The following is a 17,664-nucleotide window of genomic DNA, read 5'->3' as shown; positions in this document are numbered from 1 at the left end:
CTCGGCTAAAAATTTTAAAATATTTCTAAAATCTTTATAACTCGCTTCGCTCAAACAATAAAGATTTTTTAACGTAATATTTTAAAATTTTCTTTACGCCTCCGAAACCTATGCCGCATTACTGATTATGAAAAATAAAACTTTAAAAATATTAGCCATTACCATTCCTACAGTATTAATAGGAGTAATGGTGTATCTTTTTACCAATTATCAAAGCAAAAAAACAAAAGTAGAAGCATTGAAAAGTATTCCTACTTTTTCCGTAAAAGATATCAATGGTGTTACTATTACTAACAAAAATTTACAAGAAGGCAATAAACTGTTGGTGTATTTCAATCCAGAATGTGAGTATTGCCAAGCAGAGATGCAAGAGCTTTCTTCTATTAATAATAAACATCTAGATATGCAATGGATTATGTTTAGTAGCCAAAGTATAGCAGAAATTAAAAATTTTGCAACAAAGTACAACTTGCAAAATGCAGAGAATATCAAATGGTGTACAGACCCTAGAGCAGAAGTTTATACACAATTTGCAATGACGGGTATTCCTTATTTCTTAGGTTACAATAAAAATAATAAATTGGTACACCGCAGTACAGGCGCTATAAAAATAGAGAAAGTTTTAAAGGATTTCAATGTTTATCAATAGGATCGGGCTAAAGCCCGTTTTCAAATTTCAAAAATGCAAATGGCTTTAGCCAAAATTTAAAAACAAGAAAATGTTTAAACTCGAATCTCGTTCTCCGAAACTCGAAACTCAGATAAAAAAAACTTTTTCTCTTCAAAAAGATTTAACAGATTGCGGAGTTGGTTGCCTGCAATCTTTAGTTAGATATTATGGCGGAGACATTTCACTAGAAACACTCAGAGAAAAAAGCGGAACTAGCAAAACAGGAACTACACTTTTAGGTTTATACCAATGTGCTAATGCAATTGGTTTTAATGCTGACGGTTGCGAAGCAGATATTAACGCCTTAATAGAACACGGAGAACCTGTAATTTTACATGTAATAATAGACCAAAAATACGAGCACTATGTCATCTATTATTCTTATAATCATAATGGAGATTATAAATTTCTTATTGGAGATCCTACCAAAGGTTTAGAATATTGGACTCAAGAAGATTTAGAAAAAGTATGGGTTTCTAAAACTTGTCTTACCCTAAAACCAAATGAGCATTTTGAAAAAAAAGAAAAAACCAATTCAGAGAAAAAACAATGGTTGATTAATTTGGTAAAAGAAGACCAAGAGTCTATTTATACCATTATAGTTTTAGGCGTTATATTTACTCTTCTTGGGATGTCTATGTATATCTTTTCACAGAAATTAATAGATGATATTTTACCCAAAAAGAAACTGAATGTACTATTATTAAGTATTGGCTTTTTAAGTTTTCTTTTATTTGCTAGATTAATTATACAGGCTTTAAGAGAGTTTTATATCATAAAACAAAGCAAGGAATTTAATCAAAGGATTAACAAAAATTTCTTTTCTTCTTTATTGCATCTACCCAAAATGTTTTTTGACACCAGAAAAATTGGTGACTTTGTGGCAAGACTTAATGATACCCAAAGAATACAAGCTGTAATAAAGCAATTAATTACCAATACTGCGGTAGATGTTTTAGGGGTCTTAATTTCAATTGGGTTTTTATTTTATTATTCTTGGAAATTAACAATAGTATGTTTGGTAATTTCACCTATTATCTTTTACATTATTTTTAGATTCAATAAACAAATCATAGAGTCTCAAAAAGATGTGATGCAATCTTATAGTATTAATGAAGCGAACTATATTGACAGCATAAGAGGAATAGATGTAATAAAAGGTTTTGGCAAACAAGATTTATTCTTAAAAAAAAATATCTTAATCTTTGGGAATTTTCAAACCAAAATATTTGAATTGGGGAGGCTAAATCTTAAGATTGCACTTTATTCGGGTTTAGCTTTAGTAGTTTTTCTTGTAACTATTTTAAGTTTCTCATCATACAATGTTCTAAATAATGAAATAAAAGTAGGAGAACTAATGGCAATTATTGGTATTGCAAGTTCTTTACTTTCTTCTATTACCAATCTGGCATTAGTAAGCATTCCGATTCAAGAAGCTAAAGTAGCTTTTGATAGAATGTTTGAATATTCTTCAATACCTAAAGAGAAAACAGAAGGCAAAGAGGTTTCAGATATAGAAAGTATAGAAGTTAAGAATCTAGATTTTAGATTTAACGGAAGAGGTAAACTGCTTAATAATGTTTCTTTGAAACTAGAAAAAGGTAAAATTACATGCCTTCTCGGTGAAAGCGGAAGTGGTAAAACTACTTTCGCGGAGATTTTGCAAAAGAATTATATTCAAGAAAAAGGAGAAATAACAATCAATACAAGTATTAATTTAAGCGAAATATCTATTTCTAATTGGAGAAAACACATTTCAGTTGTTCCACAGAATATTCAATTATTTAATGGAACAGTTTTAGAAAATATTATTTTAGATGAGCATTTGGATGAACAAAAACTTCAAAATGTTATTAACTTAGGTTTTGAAAAATTCATTAATTCTCTTCCTCAAAATATTTTAACTATTGTAGGAGAAGAAGGAGTCAATCTTTCAGGCGGGCAAAAGCAACTTCTTGGATGGCTTCGTGCATTATACCATACTCCTCAATTTTTAATTTTAGATGAACCTACCTCTTCTTTAGATAAAGGAAATAGAGATTTTATTTATCAACTACTTAATAGGTTAAAAGAAAAAACAATAATTTTTATCATCAGCCATCATCTAGAAGATTTGGTACTTATTTCAAAAGAAATCTACAAAATAGATGACACAAAAATCAAGAGTATCTAAAGATTTTTCGTTAAAACTTTCCCAAAACACAAAGTTTTTTTCTGCAAATAAAACTAAAAGTATATTTTTGCGTGATTAAAATTAAAAACAACTTTTTTAAAGAAATGAAAAAATATTTTTTATTATTCTTATTCTCCATTTTACTGCTATCATGTTCTAAAGGTGGCAAAGTAACCATAAATGGTAAAGTGACTAATGGTTCTCCATTAGAAAGATTAGAAATTATAGAAGCCTCAGGAATTGCAACTTTACCTATTGCTAATTTTGGTATAGATGCCAAAGGAAATTTCTCAGAAACAGTAGAAATCCCTAGAGACGGAGTATACGTAATTACTTACGGTGGAAACACAGGCTTCCTTTATCTAAAAGGTGGTGATCAAGTAAATATTGATTTTGAAGCAATGCTTTTCCCACAAGGAATGAAAATTTCTGGTGATGCCAAAGGAAATACAGAATACTTAATGGAGTCTCAGCAATTCATTAATCAATACATGTCTAAATTAGACCAATCAATCATTACTAAAAAAGAAGAAGATTTCTTAAAAGAATTAGAAAAATATAAAACTGATATTTCTAAAAAAATGGATGAAATCGCTAAGGTTAAAAAACCAGATAGCGATGTAGAAAAATTCAATAAAAGAGAATTAGATGTTACTTTATTGATGATTTCTTCTCAATACGAAAACATGCATGGTCAAGCTACCAATGACCCTAAGTATAAAGCAGGTGCTAAATTATTGGCATTCCAAAAAGGTCTTGAAAACGATAACTATATCGAAGATATGCCTAACTATAGAACTTATAACATCAGCAAATTGAGTGCAGGTTTCCAAAAATTCTTCGAAAGCCAAAAAAATACCGCTCCTACTTCTAATGTTCAAATGTTCTCTAAATTCTTAGATACTCAAAAAGATCTTTCAGATAAAACCAAAGAATATCTTATTGCTGCTGTAGCGGCTCAATATGATTTGAGAGAGCCAGCAAATCCTAAATTACAAGAAGTTTTCAAATTTTTGGATACTAAAATCAAAAATTCTGCAATTAAATCAGAGTTAAAAAATTTAGAAGAAGCAATTTACGGAATTGAGCAAGGAACAGATGTTTCTAGTTTAAATGTAGTAAAACAAGACGGTAAAAAAACAACTTTAGCAGACCTTAAAGGAAAACCTACAGCATTAGTATTCTACGCTTCATGGAATCCTTATATTTCAGAAAGTACGCTTCCTGTTCTAAAGGAAATGGTGAAGTTTTATGGTTCAAAAATGAATTTTGCATTCATCAATTTAGATGATACACAACACCAATTCGTGAAAACTTCTAAAGCGATGTTTACAGGAGTTCAAGGAAATAATTATTATGCAACGGGTGGTATGAAATCTGAAATTGCTCAGAAATTTGCAATATATGGGTTTAAAATGCCAAGTTTCATCATCATCGATAAAGATGGAAAAATTGCAGGTAAAACTTACCTAAACATAGCAGATCCAGCCTTAGTAGATGCATTAAACAAAGCTTCAGGCCTACAGGCTCCAACTGCTGTTCCTCAAGCACCAGATTTAATGACAGCGCCTTCAGCTACAGAACAGCATTCTGCTAATGATGGTCACGGTCACTAAAAAAGATAAAACATCATATCAAAAAGCGGACTTTAGTCCGCTTTTTATTTTTTCAGTAGACATCAAATCAACAATCACTCTGAAAATTAGTTTTAAAACATTAATTTTGCAACGTTATGAGTAAGAAAAAGAAAAACATTATTTTAGAAAATATTAAATTAATTACTGCTGGTGCAAAAGGTGTAGCCGTAGGAAAAACTGAGGAAGGAAAAACTGTTTTGGTTTCTGGTGCGGTTCCAGGTGATGTAGTAAACGCAAGAGTGAAAAAGTCTAAATCTAAATATTTCGAAGCAGAAGCCATAGAGATTTTAGAAAAATCACCTTACAGAGTTGAGCCCAAATGTATTCATTTTGGAGTTTGCGGTGGTTGCAAATGGCAGAACCTTTCTTACCAAAAACAACTAGATTTCAAGCAAGAAGAAGTTTATAACAATATCAAACGAATAGGAGGAATCGAAAATTTTGAAACTTTGCCTATTCTCGGCTCAGAGCAAGAATATTTCTACAGAAATAAAATGGAATTTTCTTTTTCAAACGCTCGTTGGCTTACTCAATACGAGATTAGTTCCGAAGAAAATTTCGGGAATAAAGATGCTTTAGGATTTCATATTCCAGGAATGTGGAGCAAAATTTTAGATTTGCAAGAATGCTTCCTTCAAGAAGCGCCATCTAATGATTTAAGATTAGCAGTTAGAAATTATGCCATCGCAAAAGGTCTAGATTTCTTTGATGTAAGAAATCAAGAAGGGTTTTTGAGAACATTAATGCTTCGCCAGAACTCGCAAGGAGAATGGATGGTACTATTTCAATTCTACAGAGAAGAAAAAGAAAACAGAGAGCAATTATTTGAATATATTTTAGAAAAATTCCCTCAGATTAAAACTTTGGTTTATGCAATCAATCCGAAACAGAATGATTCTATTTATGATTTAGACGTACAAACATATTTTGGTGAAGGTTTTATTTATGAAGAAATGGATGGACTGAAATTTAAAATCGGACCGAAATCTTTCTTCCAAACCAATTATAAACAAGCGCTGAATCTTTACAGAAAAACACTAGAATTTGCAGAAATTTCTGAAAATGATGTAGTGTACGATTTGTACACAGGAACTGGAACCATTGCACAGTATATTGCCAAAAAAGCAAAATACGTAATCGGGATAGAATCAGTGCAAGAAGCGATTGATGCTGCAAAAGAACATGCTAAACTCAATGGTTTGGATAACTGTGAGTTTTATTGTGGTGACATGAAAGACGTTTTCACCGAAGAGTTTTTAGCCAATCACCCAAAAGCAGATGTTTTGGTTACCGATCCACCTAGAGACGGAATGCACCAAAAAGTGGTAGAGCAAATTCTGAAATTAGCACCGCCTAAAATTGTATACGTAAGTTGTAATTCTGCTACTCAAGCCAGAGATTTAGCACTGATGAAAGAACATTATGATGTGGTTAAAATTTTACCAGTAGATATGTTTCCGCAGACACATCACGTAGAAAATATAGCGCTATTAATAAAAAAATAACTAAATTGGGGGTTCGAAACAGAATCCTCAATTTTTTTATCTTATAGTTGAGGTATTTTAACCAAATAAAAAATTAAAATATCGAATGAAAAATGTACTGAATTTGTTTTGCGCATTGTCATTAATGATGTCAGCGAGCGCATTTTCTCAACAGAAAGACAGTGTAAAAGTAGACGTAAAAGCTAAAAAAGACACCGTAAACACTGCAAAACCAAAAGACAAAAAACCAGAAAAAATTCAACCTTTTGAAAAAGTAATTACCAGCAAAGCGGTAAGCGATGAAGGAATTATTACCGTTCACAAGGTAGAAGACAAATACTATTTCGAAATTCCAGATAAAGCGCTGAAAAAAGAATTTTTGGTAGTCACAAGACTGACCAAAGCTGGTGCTGAAATGAGAATGGGAACAGTAGGTTATGCGGGAGATCAAATCAGTCAAAACGTTATCAGTTTCGAGAAAGGCCCAAATGATAAGGTTTTTTTACGTTCTATTTCTTATGTAGATTATGCTAAAGATTCTACCTCTTCTATGTATAAAACGGTGATGAGGAATAACGTAAATGCTATAGAACAAGCTTTTGATATTAAAGCTTTCGGTAAAGAAAAAAACTCTACCGTGATAGATATTACAGATTTTATCAATGCAGATAATGATGTAGTTTCTTTTGACACTCGATTCAAGAAAGGATTTAGAGTAGGCGCTTTTCAAAAAGATAAATCTTTTGTCAATTTCGTGAAATCTTTCCCTACCAATATTGAAATTAACACTACTAAAACCTATAACAGAAGCGCAGGAGAAGCTTCGCCAATTCCAGGTGCTCCAAAACCTGAAGTGAGCGGAAATTATACTGTAGAAGTGAATTCTTCTATTATTCTTTTGCCAGAAAATAAAATGCAGGCTAGATATTTCGATCCTAGAGTAGGTTATTTTACAGTAGGTTATACAGATTTTGATGAAAATCCTCAAGGCGTAGAAAGAGTTTCTTTGGTAAAAAGATGGAGACTTGAACCAAAAGCAAAAGATTTAGAAAAATATAAAAGAGGAGAATTGGTAGAGCCAGAGAAACCAATTGTTTTTTACATAGACCCATTAACTCCAAAAAAATGGATTCCCTATTTAATTCAAGGGGTAAATGATTGGCAAAAAGCTTTTGAAAAAGCAGGTTTCAAAAACGCGATTTATGCAAAAGTTCCTAATGCTAAAGAAGATCCAGAATGGAGTTTAGAAGATGCAAGATTCTCGGCTATCGTTTATAAACCTTCAGATGTTCCTAATGCTTCTGGTCCTTCAATTGCGGATCCTAGAACTGGTGAAATTTTAGAAAGTCACATCAATTGGTATCATAATGTAATGAAACTTTTGAACGATTGGTATTTCGTACAAGCTTCACCGAATGATCCTAGAGCTAGAAAAGTAGATTTTGATGATGAATTAATGGGGCAATTAATCAGATTTGTTTCTTCACACGAAGTGGGACATACACTTGGTTTGAGACATAATTTCGGGTCTAGTTCTACTGTTCCTGTAGAAAATCTTAGAAATAAAGCTTGGTTAAAAGCCAATGGTCATACTCCTTCAATTATGGATTATGCGAGATTTAACTACGTAGCACAACCAGAAGATAATGTAGGTGAAGCTGGATTAATGCCAAGAATTGGTGACTATGATGATTGGGCAATAGAATGGGGGTATAGAAGATTTTACAACTATAATTCTCCAGAAAAAGAAAAAGCATATCTTAATAAATGGGTAATCGAAAAATTACAAAATCCTAGACTTTGGTTCGGTACAGAAACCAATCCTTATGACCCGCGTTCACAAAGCGAACAAGTAGGAGATAATCCTATGCTTGCTGGAAAATATGGAGTGAAAAACCTTCAGAGAATCATGGAAAACATAGAAGCGTGGAGTACAAAACCAAATGAAGATTATAACAGTCTTAATAATAGATTTACTCAAGTTTCAGGACAGTTTGCTAGATATTTAGGTCACGTTTCTAAATACATTGGTGGAGTAAAAGAAACGCCGAAAATGGTAGAACAAAAAGGAGCTATTTATGAATTGGTTTCTAAATCAGAGCAAAAAGAAGCTTTGAAATTTTTATCAGAAAATGTATTTACGACTCCAAATTGGTTGTTAAAAACTTCTGTTTTAACTAAAATAGATAAATCGCCAGTAGAAGTGGTAGAAAATCTTCAAAAAACAGTGCTCAATAGAGTTTTAAGCGAAGGCGTTTTGAATAAATTATACGAAGGAGAATCTTTAGATGCTAATGCTTATGCAGTGTATGATTATCTTCAAGATATTAAAAACAGTGTATTTGCTGAGTTGAAATCTTCTTCTAAAATTGATATTTACAGAAGAAATTTACAGAAAAATTTTGTGGAAACTTTAATTGCTAGAACTCAGGCAAGTAAACCAAGCACGGGTAGAAATGCTGAAACCGTTTCTGATAATTCTGATGTGAAATCATTAACCAGAGGGGTTTTAAGAGAAATAAAAACAGAAGCTTCTAAAAATGTACAAAATGTACAAGACCCAGTGACCAAATATCATTTAGAAGATTTGGTTTACAGGATAGATAAAGCTTTAGAAGTAAAATAATTGAAAAATAAAGTTCATCATTTCCAGAAAATGGTGAACTTTGTTTTATAAAAGAGATTTTTCTGAAAATTTAAAATAAGAAAAATCAAAATAGTAAGTTAAATATCTGAGAACAATCTACCAAATAGTAGAACGTTTTCAGAATATTATTTCCTCGTTAAAAAATGAAAAAATTAATCTTTCCCTTTTTAATATTGGGGTTTATGCTAACTTCCTGCGAAAACGATGACGATGTTTGCGTAAGTGGAGAAGCTACACCTAGACTAAAAATTAAATTTAAAAGCACAGATAACAAAGTGAAGACATTAGATTCACTTTATTTAGATGTAGACTACGGTAATAATAATGTTTTAACGGTGATTAAAGCTGCTAAAGTAGATTCTGCGTTGGTTCCTATTCGGGTAGATGACGCAGGTTTTACAGAACTGTATGTAAGAACCACTAAAAAAGGTAGTGTTTCTAAAATAAAACTGAATTATAATACCACTTCTGAGTATGTTTCGCCAGCTTGTGGCTTCAAAAGACTTTATCAAAACCTTTCTGGGACTCTAGAAACTGTAAATCCAGTCACTAAAGTAGAACTCAATCAAAATCAAATTATCAATGAAAACAAAGCTCACCTTTATCTTGTTTTTTAGTTTTTGTTTGGGTTTTTCTCAAGAGAAAGATTCAGCAAAAACCAAATATCAATATAAACCCAATTTTACAGTAGGAGTAGATGTACTAAATGGTGCATTATCTACTTTTAGTGATCGAAAATTATTTCAAGGATATGTTTCTTCTGAGATTAAGAAAAATCTTCATGCGATTTTAGATGTAGGTTTTGAAAAAAACATTTATCAGAAAAACGGTTATGATGCTAGTGCAAATGGAATTTTCGGAAAATTAGGAGGATATTATATGCTTTCTATGGATACCGAAAATCCTAATAATGGTTTTTATGCAGGAGCGAAAATGGCGGCAAGTTTTTACAATCAAGAATACAAAAAAGTCCCAGTTCGTGGTTTTGGCGGCAGCGACCAATATCTTGCCTTTCCATCAGTGAATCAGTCTGCCTATTGGTTAGAAGGTTTTGCTGGAGCTAGAGTTCAGTTGTTCAAATCAAATTTATATGTAGATGTAAATGCGCAACCAAGATTTATAATATATTCTACCAAACAAGAAGGAATGACTCCTATGATTGTGCCAGGATTTGGGAAAAGTTCTACAAAATTTAATGTTGGCTTTAGCTGGAATTTAGCGTATCAGTTTTAAGAGTTTTTAATGATAATATTATATTTTATTAGATAATAATGTTAATTTTTATAAATTATTGATGAAATGTGTATAACTTTGAGTTTTGTAAAATGAATGTGTAATATAAAATAAGATGTAGATGAAAAAGTTTTTATTTTTGATATTATTGGTTTTTTGTACCATTAATATTACATCTCAAATAAAAAAATCGAATAAAATACTTAATAGGTCTCCAGAAGGATACATAAGATGTTATTCTACAGAATACGAAAATAATCTTCAGAAAAATAATAATAAAAGAGTCAGTACAAATGTTTTTGAAGATTGGATTTCAAATAAAATATCTAAGCAAAAACTTATCAATTACAGACTTTCTGCAATAAGAACAATCCCTGTAGTAGTACACGTAATCAATAAAGGGGAAGCGGTAGGGACAGGAACTAATATCAGTGATGCTCAAGTTATTTCTCAGATAACCACCCTAAACAATGATTACAGGAAAAAAATAGGAACTAAAGGATATAACACTAATCCAGTTGGCGCTGATGCTAATATTGAATTTGCTTTAGCTGTAAGAGATCCTAATGGGAATCCTACAAATGGTATTGATAGAATTTCTTTTAATAAAGATTCTTGGGATGAATTTTCCATTGAAAATGAATTAAAACCTAATACTATTTGGGATCCTACAAAATATCTAAACTTATGGGTAGTAAATTTTGGCGGAGATTTAAATGGTTACTTGGGTTATGCTCAGTTTCCTGAAGCAAGTACATTAAGCGGATTGAATTACCCTCCTTTTACTGCAAATACTGATGGAGTTATCATTGGATATAAGTTTTTTGGGAATTTAGACTATAATGATGGAAGTTTTAATTTAAATACTACCTATGGCTATGGTAGAACAGCCACTCACGAAGTTGGACATTGGCTAGGGCTACGTCACATTTGGGGAGATTCAGATTGCGGTACAGATTATGTAGCAGATACTCCAACTCATAAGACTGAAAATTATGGCTGTTTTACGCATCCTAAGGCGAATACTTGTACACCTCCTACGGCAGACGAGATGTTTGAAAACTATATGGATTATACCAATGATGCTTGTATGAATATTTTTACAATTAATCAAGTAGATAGGTTTAATGCAGTTTTAGCTAACTCGCCAAGAAGAAAAGAACTATTAACTTCCGATGCACTTACTCCTGTAGCTTTGGTTAGTAATGATGCAGAAGTAGAGGTTCAATTAATTTATAATACCGATTGTTCTTTCCCTAAGAAGGCTCAAATTAGATTAATAAATAGAGGAAACAATACACTTACTTCCGCAATAATTTCTGTGAATGATGCTGGAGTTGTTTATAATCAGAGCTGGTCAGGTAGTTTAGCTACAAATTCAGAAACATTTATTCCAATTAGTTTAAATGGTACAAGCACCAGTAATAATATTTCTGTTACTATTAATTCAGTTAATTCTTCAACTGATAATAGGGTTTCTAATAATACTAACACTCTTGTTTATGCAGCTACTCAAAGCTTTACAGCTACACAAGTTTTATTAGAATTACAATTAGATATTTTTGGCTCAGAAACTTCTTGGAAATTAATAGATGGCTTAGGAAATTCTTTATATACAAGTGAAACCTATCAAAATAGCAATCCAACTACACCAGCAGTAAAAAATTATACGTTTAATTTAGCAAATAATACTTGCTATTATTTCAAAATATATGATAGTGCAGGGGATGGAATATGTTGCAATTACGGAAGTGGTTATTATAAATTAACAACGAGTACGGGTACAATTATGACCAATAGTACATTTAGTTCTTCTGAGGCTTCATATGCCTTTGTTTTAGGAAATATTTTAGGAATCAAAGAAACAAATAAATTAATAACAGAAATTTTCCCTAATCCTACAAATGATGTTTTAAACGTTACTAAAGTATCTAATAATGCAAACTTTACGATTTATAACATTTCGGGTCAGTTCATTTCAAAAGGAAAAGTGACCAATAATAAAGTAGATGTTGCAGCTCTTGTAAAAGGAGTTTATTTCATAGAAGTTTCTGAAAAAGGAGCAACTTCTAAATTAAAATTCATCAAAAAATAATTTTTGACTTCATAAAAAGAAAACCCTTGAGTAATCTCAAGGGTTTTTATTTTTATAAGAATAGAATTTACAAATCCATTCTTTTTAGTTCATTCATTGCTTGATGAGTAAAGTCTTTTAAAGTCTTTAAATCAGTATTGTTTTGGATCACAAAATCAGCTAATTTTACTTTTTCGGCTTCAGGCATTTGTTTTCCGATGATTTCTTTTACTTCACGGTACGTTCTGCTATCTCTATCCATCACTCTTTTTATTCTGATGTTTTCATCAGCAGTAACTAAAATAGATTGATAGCAACTTTCATTTAATTTTAATTCAAAAAGCAATGCTGTTTCTTTGAAAACAAATTCAGCGTTTTGAGCATTTACCCAATTCTCAAAATGAATTTTCACTGCAGGATGAATGATTTGATTCAGTTTTAAAAGTAATTCTTGATGGTCAAAAACCTTTTCTGCAACAAATTTCCGGTTGTATTTTCCGTGTTCATCATACGATTCTTCACCAAGAAGCTCTATAATTCTAGACTTTAGATTTTCGTCAATATTCACCAGTTCTTTCGCCCAAAAATCAGAATCATATACAGGAAATCCCAACTCTTCTATAAATTTAGAAACCGTAGATTTTCCACTTCCTATTCCGCCCGTAATTCCTATGATTTTTTTTGTGGTTTTTAAAATTCCATCTTCCATCTTCCGTCAAATTAATACCCAAAAACTTCGTTAAAACTGAAAGTTTCATCTAGCTTCACGCCTTTTTCAGTCATTTTCAGACTTGCCAATTCATGATGAGCATCATGCTCGAAGAACAGTAAATATTCATTCTCTACACATTGCTTCAGAAATTTTCCTTTTTCTTCCATGGTAAGAAGCGGCCTCGTGTCATATCCCATCACGTAAACTTGCGGAATGTGTCCAGCTGTTGGAATTAAATCTGCTGCAAAAACAATTGTTTTTTCTTGATATTGTATCACAGGAAGCATTTGTTTTTCGGTGTGACCGTCTACAAAGATCACATCCATTTTCAAATCTGGTGCAAAACCATAATTTCCCGTTTTTGGAGTAGGCAAAAATTGCAATTGCCCGCTTTCTTGCATCGGCAAAATGTTTTCTTTCAAGAAACTTGCTTTTTCTCTTGGATTGGGTTCAGTTGCCCATTGCCAATGATTTTCGTTGGTCCAAAACTGTGCGTTTTTAAATGCTGGTCTGTAACCTGTTTTTTCATCATTCCACTCAATGGCGCCACCACAATGGTCAAAGTGAAGGTGTGTCAAGAAAACATCTGTAATGTCTTCTCTTACAAACCCGAATTTTTTTAAATTTTTGTCGAGAGATTCATCACCATAAAGCGAATAATGCCCGAAAAATTTCTCATCTTGCTTATTTCCTAATCCACAGTCTATTAAGATGAGTTTTTTGCCATCTTCCACCAAAAGAGAACGAGTCCCTAGTTCGATTAAATTTTTAGAATCTGCAGGATTAGTACGTTCCCAAAGAGATTTCGGGACGACACCAAACATAGCACCGCCGTCTAATTTAAAATTTCCGCATTGTATTGGATAGAGTTTCATATAAAGTGTGATTTTGTGCTAATTTAATTAATTTTCTGATAGTTTATATTTTTCATTTTCTTAACATAATTCTTTGCCTTAACCTAAAAAAGTTCTCCTGGATTTTTCGGCCTCATAATCCCTAAATGTTTATAAGCTTTTTCTGTAACTTCTCTTCCTCTTGGAGTTCTGATGATAAATCCTTCCTGAATCAAAAACGGTTCGTAAACTTCTTCCAAAGTTTCAGGATTTTCGCCAATAGAAGTTGCCAAAGCAGAGATACCAACTGGTTTTCCTTTGAAGTTTTCTATCATTACACGCATTATTTTATTGTCCATATCATCCAACCCATATTCATCTACATTCAGAGAATTAAGTGCAAACTTGGTAATCTCTATTTCAATTTCGCCGTTTCCTTTAATTTCTGCAAAATCTCGAACTCTGCGCAAAAGTGCATTGGCAATTCTTGGTGTTCCTCTGCTTCTTCTCGCAATTTCCAATGCAGCATCTTCATAAATAGGAACGCCTAAAACTCTTGCACTTCTCTCGATAATCATTCCTAAAAGTTCTACCGTGTAATATTCTAATCGAGATTGAATCCCGAATCTTGCTAACATCGGTTTGGTAAGCATTCCAGAACGAGTAGTAGCACCAACTAAAGTGAAAGGATTCAACCCAATTTGTACAGAACGAGCATTGGGACCTGTTTCCAGCATAATGTCGATTTTATAATCTTCCATCGCAGAATACAAATATTCTTCCACAACGGGTGAAAGTCGATGAATTTCATCAATGAAAAGCACATCGTTTTCTTCTAAATTCGTTAAAAGTCCAGCCAAACTTCCGGGTTTATCTAAAACTGGCCCCGAAGTAATTTTACAATTTACGCCCAGTTCATTGGCAATAATATGTGCCAAAGTAGTTTTTCCCAAACCTGGAGGCCCGTGTAAAAGTACGTGGTCTAAAGCGCCACCTCTATTTTTAGCAGCCGCCACGAAAACCTCTAAATTATCCAACGTTTTTCTTTGTCCCGCAAAATCCTTAAAACTTTGTGGACGAATCTGTTCTTCCTGCATTAATTCCTCATCAGAGAAATTTTCTTTATCTGCGTGTAAAAAATCTGGCATCAGTGAAAATTATATCTTCAAATTTATTGCTTTTTAATCAAATTACAGGTTATCGTGGAAAAACTTTGTCTCTCTGTGGTTAAATTTTTTAAATTTACAACTATGAAACTAATCGGTCCTTTCAAGCAAATTCTTACCCTTAATCATCTTCCATTAAGAGGGAAAATCTCTGATGAAGAATTAGAAATAATCAAAAATGGTGGAATTTTAATTAATTCTGACCATAAAATTGAAGCAATTGATGATTTTGAAAGTTTAAAATCAAACTACGCCAATATAGAGGTTGAGACAATAGAAAAGGATAAAATCTGCCTTCCTGCTTTTGTAGATTGTCACACTCATATTTGTTTTGGAGGAAATAGAGCTAATGATTTTGCGATGCGTAATGCAGGAAAAACTTACTTAGAAATTGCAGAAAAAGGAGGTGGAATTTGGAGTTCGGTTCAGCATACCAGAAATGCTTCCGAAAAAGAACTTTTAGAAACGCTTTTAGAAAGAATAAATCGATTAATCTCATTGGGAATTACCACCATCGAAATTAAATCTGGCTACGGATTGAATGTGGAAAGCGAACTGAAAATGCTTCGTGTGATTCAACAAGCACAAACTAAAACCAAAGCAACTTTAGTCTCAACTTGTCTTTCTGCCCATTTAAAACCAAGAGATTTTGAAGGGAATAATGAAGAATACTTACAATATATTGTAGATGAAATTTTACCAAAAGTAAAAGAAGAAAATTTAGCGAAAAGAGTAGATATTTTCATTGAGAAATCTGCATTCCAACCAGAAGAAAGCCGAAAATTTTTAGAAAAAGCAAAAACATTAGGTTTTGAAATTACGGTTCACGCAGACCAATTCACTGCAGGAAGTTCCAGAATTGCAGTTGAGGTTGGTGCAGTTTCAGCTGACCATTTAGAAGCTACGATAGACGAAGATATAGAATATTTAGCCAATTCAGAAACCGTTGCAGTGGCACTTCCGGGTGCAAGTTTAGGTTTGGGAGAACCTTTTACGCCTGCTAGAAAAATTTTAGATCACAACGGAATTCTCGCTATTGCAAGTGATTGGAATCCAGGTTCTGCACCGATGGGAAATCTCATTGCCCAAGCGTCCATTTTAGCCACTTTTCAGAAGTTAAGCACTGCCGAGGTTTTGGCAGGAATTACCTTCCGTGCTGCTAAAGCATTAAATTTAACTGATAGAGGAATTCTGAAAAAGGGAATGAAAGCTGATTTCGTAGTTTTTGAAACCGATAATTTCCAAAATATTTTGTATAACCAAGGAAGTTTGTTGGCAAGTGAAGTTTATATTGATGGAGAGAAAATTTAATTTAGGGATGAGGTAATTTTGAGAATTTGAAAATGAAAAAATATAAAATATTTATTAATTTCTATACTTATTTTTTCTTGTTCAAGGAAAGAGGAATCTGCTGTTCATATTGATACAGAAATTTCAAAAAAAGCTATAGTTGATTCGCTTAAAACATCCACAAAAGAAAAATCAGACTTTATTTATTCAAAAAAACATAAACCAAATTTTTTAGTTTCAGATTTTGATGGCGATGGCAAAAGAGACAGTGTTATTATCGTTAAAAACATTAAGAATGGAAGATTTGGTTTGAAGTTTCATTTTGCCAATGGTAAAAAAGAAGTTTTAGGTGCAGGAAAAGATGTTTTAGAACAAGGATTTGATGACCTAAATTGGATTGGAGTAAAAAAGGAGAGGTTTTTTGGAATAATGTAAATGATGAAGGAGAAATCATCACTGAAGATAGCATCATTGATAAACTGCCAAAAGTAACTTTACCTAATAATGCAGTTTTTATTCATCAATTAGAAAGTAGTGGAGGGGGAGTTATATATTTTAATAAAAATAAATTTAATTGGATTCAACAAGAATAATGGTAAATTGGCAAGGCAGAAACGACGGAGATTCTCCGCTTCATCACAGAATATTTCAACTAGTAAAAGTATCGGAGAACTATGAAAATATTTCACCTAATAATTTCGTTTTGCATGGTTTTGCGGTAGATGAAGGCGTTAGAAGAAATAAAGGAAGAATTGGCGCTGCCAAAGCTCCAGACATCATCCGAAAAAACATGAGCAATTTTCCTGTAGTTTCTCCAGATTTTAAATTATTGGATTTTGGAAATATAACTTGTGAAGACCAAAATTTAGAAAAAACTCAAGAAAATCTTGCTGAAAAAGTTTCTCAAGTTTTAGTTAAAAAAGCAAAATCTATTGTTTTAGGTGGCGGTCACGAAGTGACTTTTGCGCATTATTCTGGCATTAAAAAAGCATTTCCTCATCAGAAAATAGGAATCATAAATCTAGATGCACATTTTGATAACAGAGAACCCGAAAATGGAGTAGGAGCAAGCTCAGGAACGGGTTTTTGGCAAATTGCCCAAGAAGGAGAAATCCATTCATTGCACATAGGAATTCAGAAAAATTCTAATACCTTGAAGTTGTTTGATACAGCCCATCAATTCGGGATGAAATATATTTTGGCTGACGAAATTTTCTTCGAAAATCTTCCCAAAATCTATCAGCAAATAGACGAACTCATTTCCTCGGTAGACCAATTGTACCTCACCATTTGTATGGATGTTTTCAACGCTTCTATTGCGCCTGGAGTTTCGGCTGCTGCGTACAACGGTATTTTTGCAGATGCTACTTTTCTACATTTTTACAGACATATTTTGAAGTCAGAAAAATTGGTCGCGCTAGATGTTGCTGAGGTAAATCCAGATTTTGACATTGCCGAAAGAACCGCCAGATTGGCTGCCAGTTTGGTAAATGAGTGGTTTATGATTTAGAAGCAATACATTTTCTGTTTTCTTTCACTTTCAGTCCTGCTTTTCATTACAATCTTTTTTATGGCTTCAACAAGCTCAGCCAACATAAAAGGATTTCCACTGCAATCAGGGCTTGAAATTAGTTTCGGTTTTATTTTCACTTTTTTAAATGATAAGCATTTAAAATTTTTATCTTTGGCAAAACCACGTTTAGGCTTTAGTACAGTATCTTTGTACACTTTTTTTAATCAAAAAT

General features: G+C 32.5%; 15 protein-coding genes. 11 read left to right on the top strand and 4 right to left on the bottom strand.

Annotated features, from left to right (window positions below; translation table 11 throughout):
* The first annotated feature begins 127 nt into the window (after nt 1-127).
* From N7277_RS01140 to N7277_RS01105, 8 genes are all read left to right on the top strand, one after another.
* Nucleotides 128-649, top strand: coding sequence for a peroxiredoxin family protein (locus tag N7277_RS01140; RefSeq protein WP_274779952.1), 522 nt, complete (start codon nt 128-130; stop codon nt 647-649).
* Nucleotides 650-719: 70 nt separating this feature from the next.
* Complete coding sequence (locus tag N7277_RS01135) at nt 720-2,843, top strand: peptidase domain-containing ABC transporter (RefSeq protein WP_274779951.1); 2,124 nt, start codon at nt 720-722, stop codon at nt 2,841-2,843.
* 104 nt (nt 2,844-2,947) lie between these two features.
* Entirely contained in the window at nt 2,948-4,459 is a 1,512-nt protein-coding gene (locus N7277_RS01130) for a TlpA family protein disulfide reductase (protein ID WP_274779950.1), read from the top strand.
* A 116-nt stretch (nt 4,460-4,575) separates the two neighbouring features.
* Nucleotides 4,576-5,985 carry a 23S rRNA (uracil(1939)-C(5))-methyltransferase RlmD gene (gene rlmD / locus N7277_RS01125; protein ID WP_274779949.1) on the top strand — a complete coding sequence of 470 codons (1,410 nt, stop codon included), beginning with the start codon at nt 4,576-4,578 and terminating at the stop codon, nt 5,983-5,985.
* Between the two features lie 124 nt (nt 5,986-6,109).
* Complete coding sequence (locus N7277_RS01120) at nt 6,110-8,590, top strand: zinc-dependent metalloprotease (protein WP_274779948.1); 2,481 nt, start codon at nt 6,110-6,112, stop codon at nt 8,588-8,590.
* Nucleotides 8,591-8,754: 164 nt separating this feature from the next.
* Entirely contained in the window at nt 8,755-9,228 is a 474-nt protein-coding gene (locus N7277_RS01115; protein WP_274779947.1) for a DUF6452 family protein, read from the top strand.
* Entirely contained in the window at nt 9,194-9,844 is a 651-nt protein-coding gene (locus N7277_RS01110; RefSeq protein WP_274779946.1) for a DUF6048 family protein, read from the top strand. Before N7277_RS01115 ends, N7277_RS01110 begins: the two co-directional genes overlap by 35 nt.
* A 121-nt stretch (nt 9,845-9,965) precedes the next feature.
* Nucleotides 9,966-11,939, top strand: coding sequence for a M43 family zinc metalloprotease (locus N7277_RS01105; RefSeq protein WP_274779945.1), 1,974 nt, complete (start codon nt 9,966-9,968; stop codon nt 11,937-11,939).
* A 67-nt stretch (nt 11,940-12,006) separates the two neighbouring features.
* On the opposite strand, the gene coaE is transcribed toward N7277_RS01105, so the two are convergent.
* From coaE to ruvB, 3 genes are all read right to left on the bottom strand, one after another.
* Entirely contained in the window at nt 12,007-12,627 is a 621-nt protein-coding gene (gene coaE / locus N7277_RS01100) for a dephospho-CoA kinase (RefSeq protein WP_274779944.1), read from the bottom strand.
* 11 nt (nt 12,628-12,638) lie between these two features.
* Entirely contained in the window at nt 12,639-13,505 is an 867-nt protein-coding gene (locus N7277_RS01095; protein WP_274779943.1) for an MBL fold metallo-hydrolase, read from the bottom strand.
* Nucleotides 13,506-13,588: 83 nt separating this feature from the next.
* A complete protein-coding gene (gene ruvB / locus N7277_RS01090; protein WP_274779942.1) occupies nt 13,589-14,611 on the bottom strand; it encodes a Holliday junction branch migration DNA helicase RuvB in 1,023 nt (340 codons plus the stop codon).
* Nucleotides 14,612-14,713: 102 nt separating this feature from the next.
* On the opposite strand from ruvB, the gene hutI reads away from it, so the two are divergent.
* The 3 genes from hutI to hutG all read left to right on the top strand — a co-directional run bounded on the left by hutI (nt 14,714) and on the right by hutG (nt 17,429).
* Nucleotides 14,714-15,940 carry an imidazolonepropionase gene (gene hutI / locus N7277_RS01085; protein WP_274779941.1) on the top strand — a complete coding sequence of 409 codons (1,227 nt, stop codon included), beginning with the start codon at nt 14,714-14,716 and terminating at the stop codon, nt 15,938-15,940.
* A 371-nt stretch (nt 15,941-16,311) separates the two neighbouring features.
* Nucleotides 16,312-16,512 carry a hypothetical protein gene (locus tag N7277_RS01080; protein WP_274779940.1) on the top strand — a complete coding sequence of 67 codons (201 nt, stop codon included), beginning with the start codon at nt 16,312-16,314 and terminating at the stop codon, nt 16,510-16,512.
* Nucleotides 16,512-17,429, top strand: a complete 918-nt coding sequence (gene hutG, locus N7277_RS01075) for a formimidoylglutamase (protein WP_274780781.1) — start codon at nt 16,512-16,514, stop codon at nt 17,427-17,429. The genes N7277_RS01080 and hutG overlap by 1 nt, the downstream gene beginning before the upstream one ends.
* On the opposite strand, the gene N7277_RS01070 is transcribed toward hutG, so the two are convergent.
* Complete coding sequence (locus N7277_RS01070) at nt 17,426-17,647, bottom strand: hypothetical protein (RefSeq protein WP_274779939.1); 222 nt, start codon at nt 17,645-17,647, stop codon at nt 17,426-17,428. The two genes, hutG and N7277_RS01070, sit on opposite strands and share 4 nt — an antisense overlap.
* Nucleotides 17,648-17,664: the final 17 nt, after the last annotated feature.

The organism is Cloacibacterium sp. TD35 (genome assembly GCF_028864635.1).
GTDB lineage: Bacteria > Bacteroidota > Bacteroidia > Flavobacteriales > Weeksellaceae > Cloacibacterium.
This window is presented reverse-complemented; position numbering and strand designations above follow the sequence as displayed.

Coding starts and splice junctions, on each gene's coding strand:
- N7277_RS01115 (WP_274779947.1), top strand. CDS start 8,755: ATGAAAAAATTAATCTTTCCCTTTTTAATATTGGGGTTTATGCTAACT.
- N7277_RS01140 (WP_274779952.1), top strand. CDS start 128: ATGAAAAATAAAACTTTAAAAATATTAGCCATTACCATTCCTACAGTA.
- N7277_RS01135 (WP_274779951.1), top strand. CDS start 720: ATGTTTAAACTCGAATCTCGTTCTCCGAAACTCGAAACTCAGATAAAA.
- N7277_RS01105 (WP_274779945.1), top strand. CDS start 9,966: ATGAAAAAGTTTTTATTTTTGATATTATTGGTTTTTTGTACCATTAAT.
- hutG (WP_274780781.1), top strand. CDS start 16,512: ATGGTAAATTGGCAAGGCAGAAACGACGGAGATTCTCCGCTTCATCAC.
- coaE (WP_274779944.1), bottom strand. CDS start 12,627: ATGGAAGATGGAATTTTAAAAACCACAAAAAAAATCATAGGAATTACG.
- rlmD (WP_274779949.1), top strand. CDS start 4,576: ATGAGTAAGAAAAAGAAAAACATTATTTTAGAAAATATTAAATTAATT.
- N7277_RS01110 (WP_274779946.1), top strand. CDS start 9,194: ATGAAAACAAAGCTCACCTTTATCTTGTTTTTTAGTTTTTGTTTGGGT.
- N7277_RS01120 (WP_274779948.1), top strand. CDS start 6,110: ATGATGTCAGCGAGCGCATTTTCTCAACAGAAAGACAGTGTAAAAGTA.
- N7277_RS01130 (WP_274779950.1), top strand. CDS start 2,948: ATGAAAAAATATTTTTTATTATTCTTATTCTCCATTTTACTGCTATCA.
- N7277_RS01095 (WP_274779943.1), bottom strand. CDS start 13,505: ATGAAACTCTATCCAATACAATGCGGAAATTTTAAATTAGACGGCGGT.
- hutI (WP_274779941.1), top strand. CDS start 14,714: ATGAAACTAATCGGTCCTTTCAAGCAAATTCTTACCCTTAATCATCTT.
- ruvB (WP_274779942.1), bottom strand. CDS start 14,611: ATGCCAGATTTTTTACACGCAGATAAAGAAAATTTCTCTGATGAGGAA.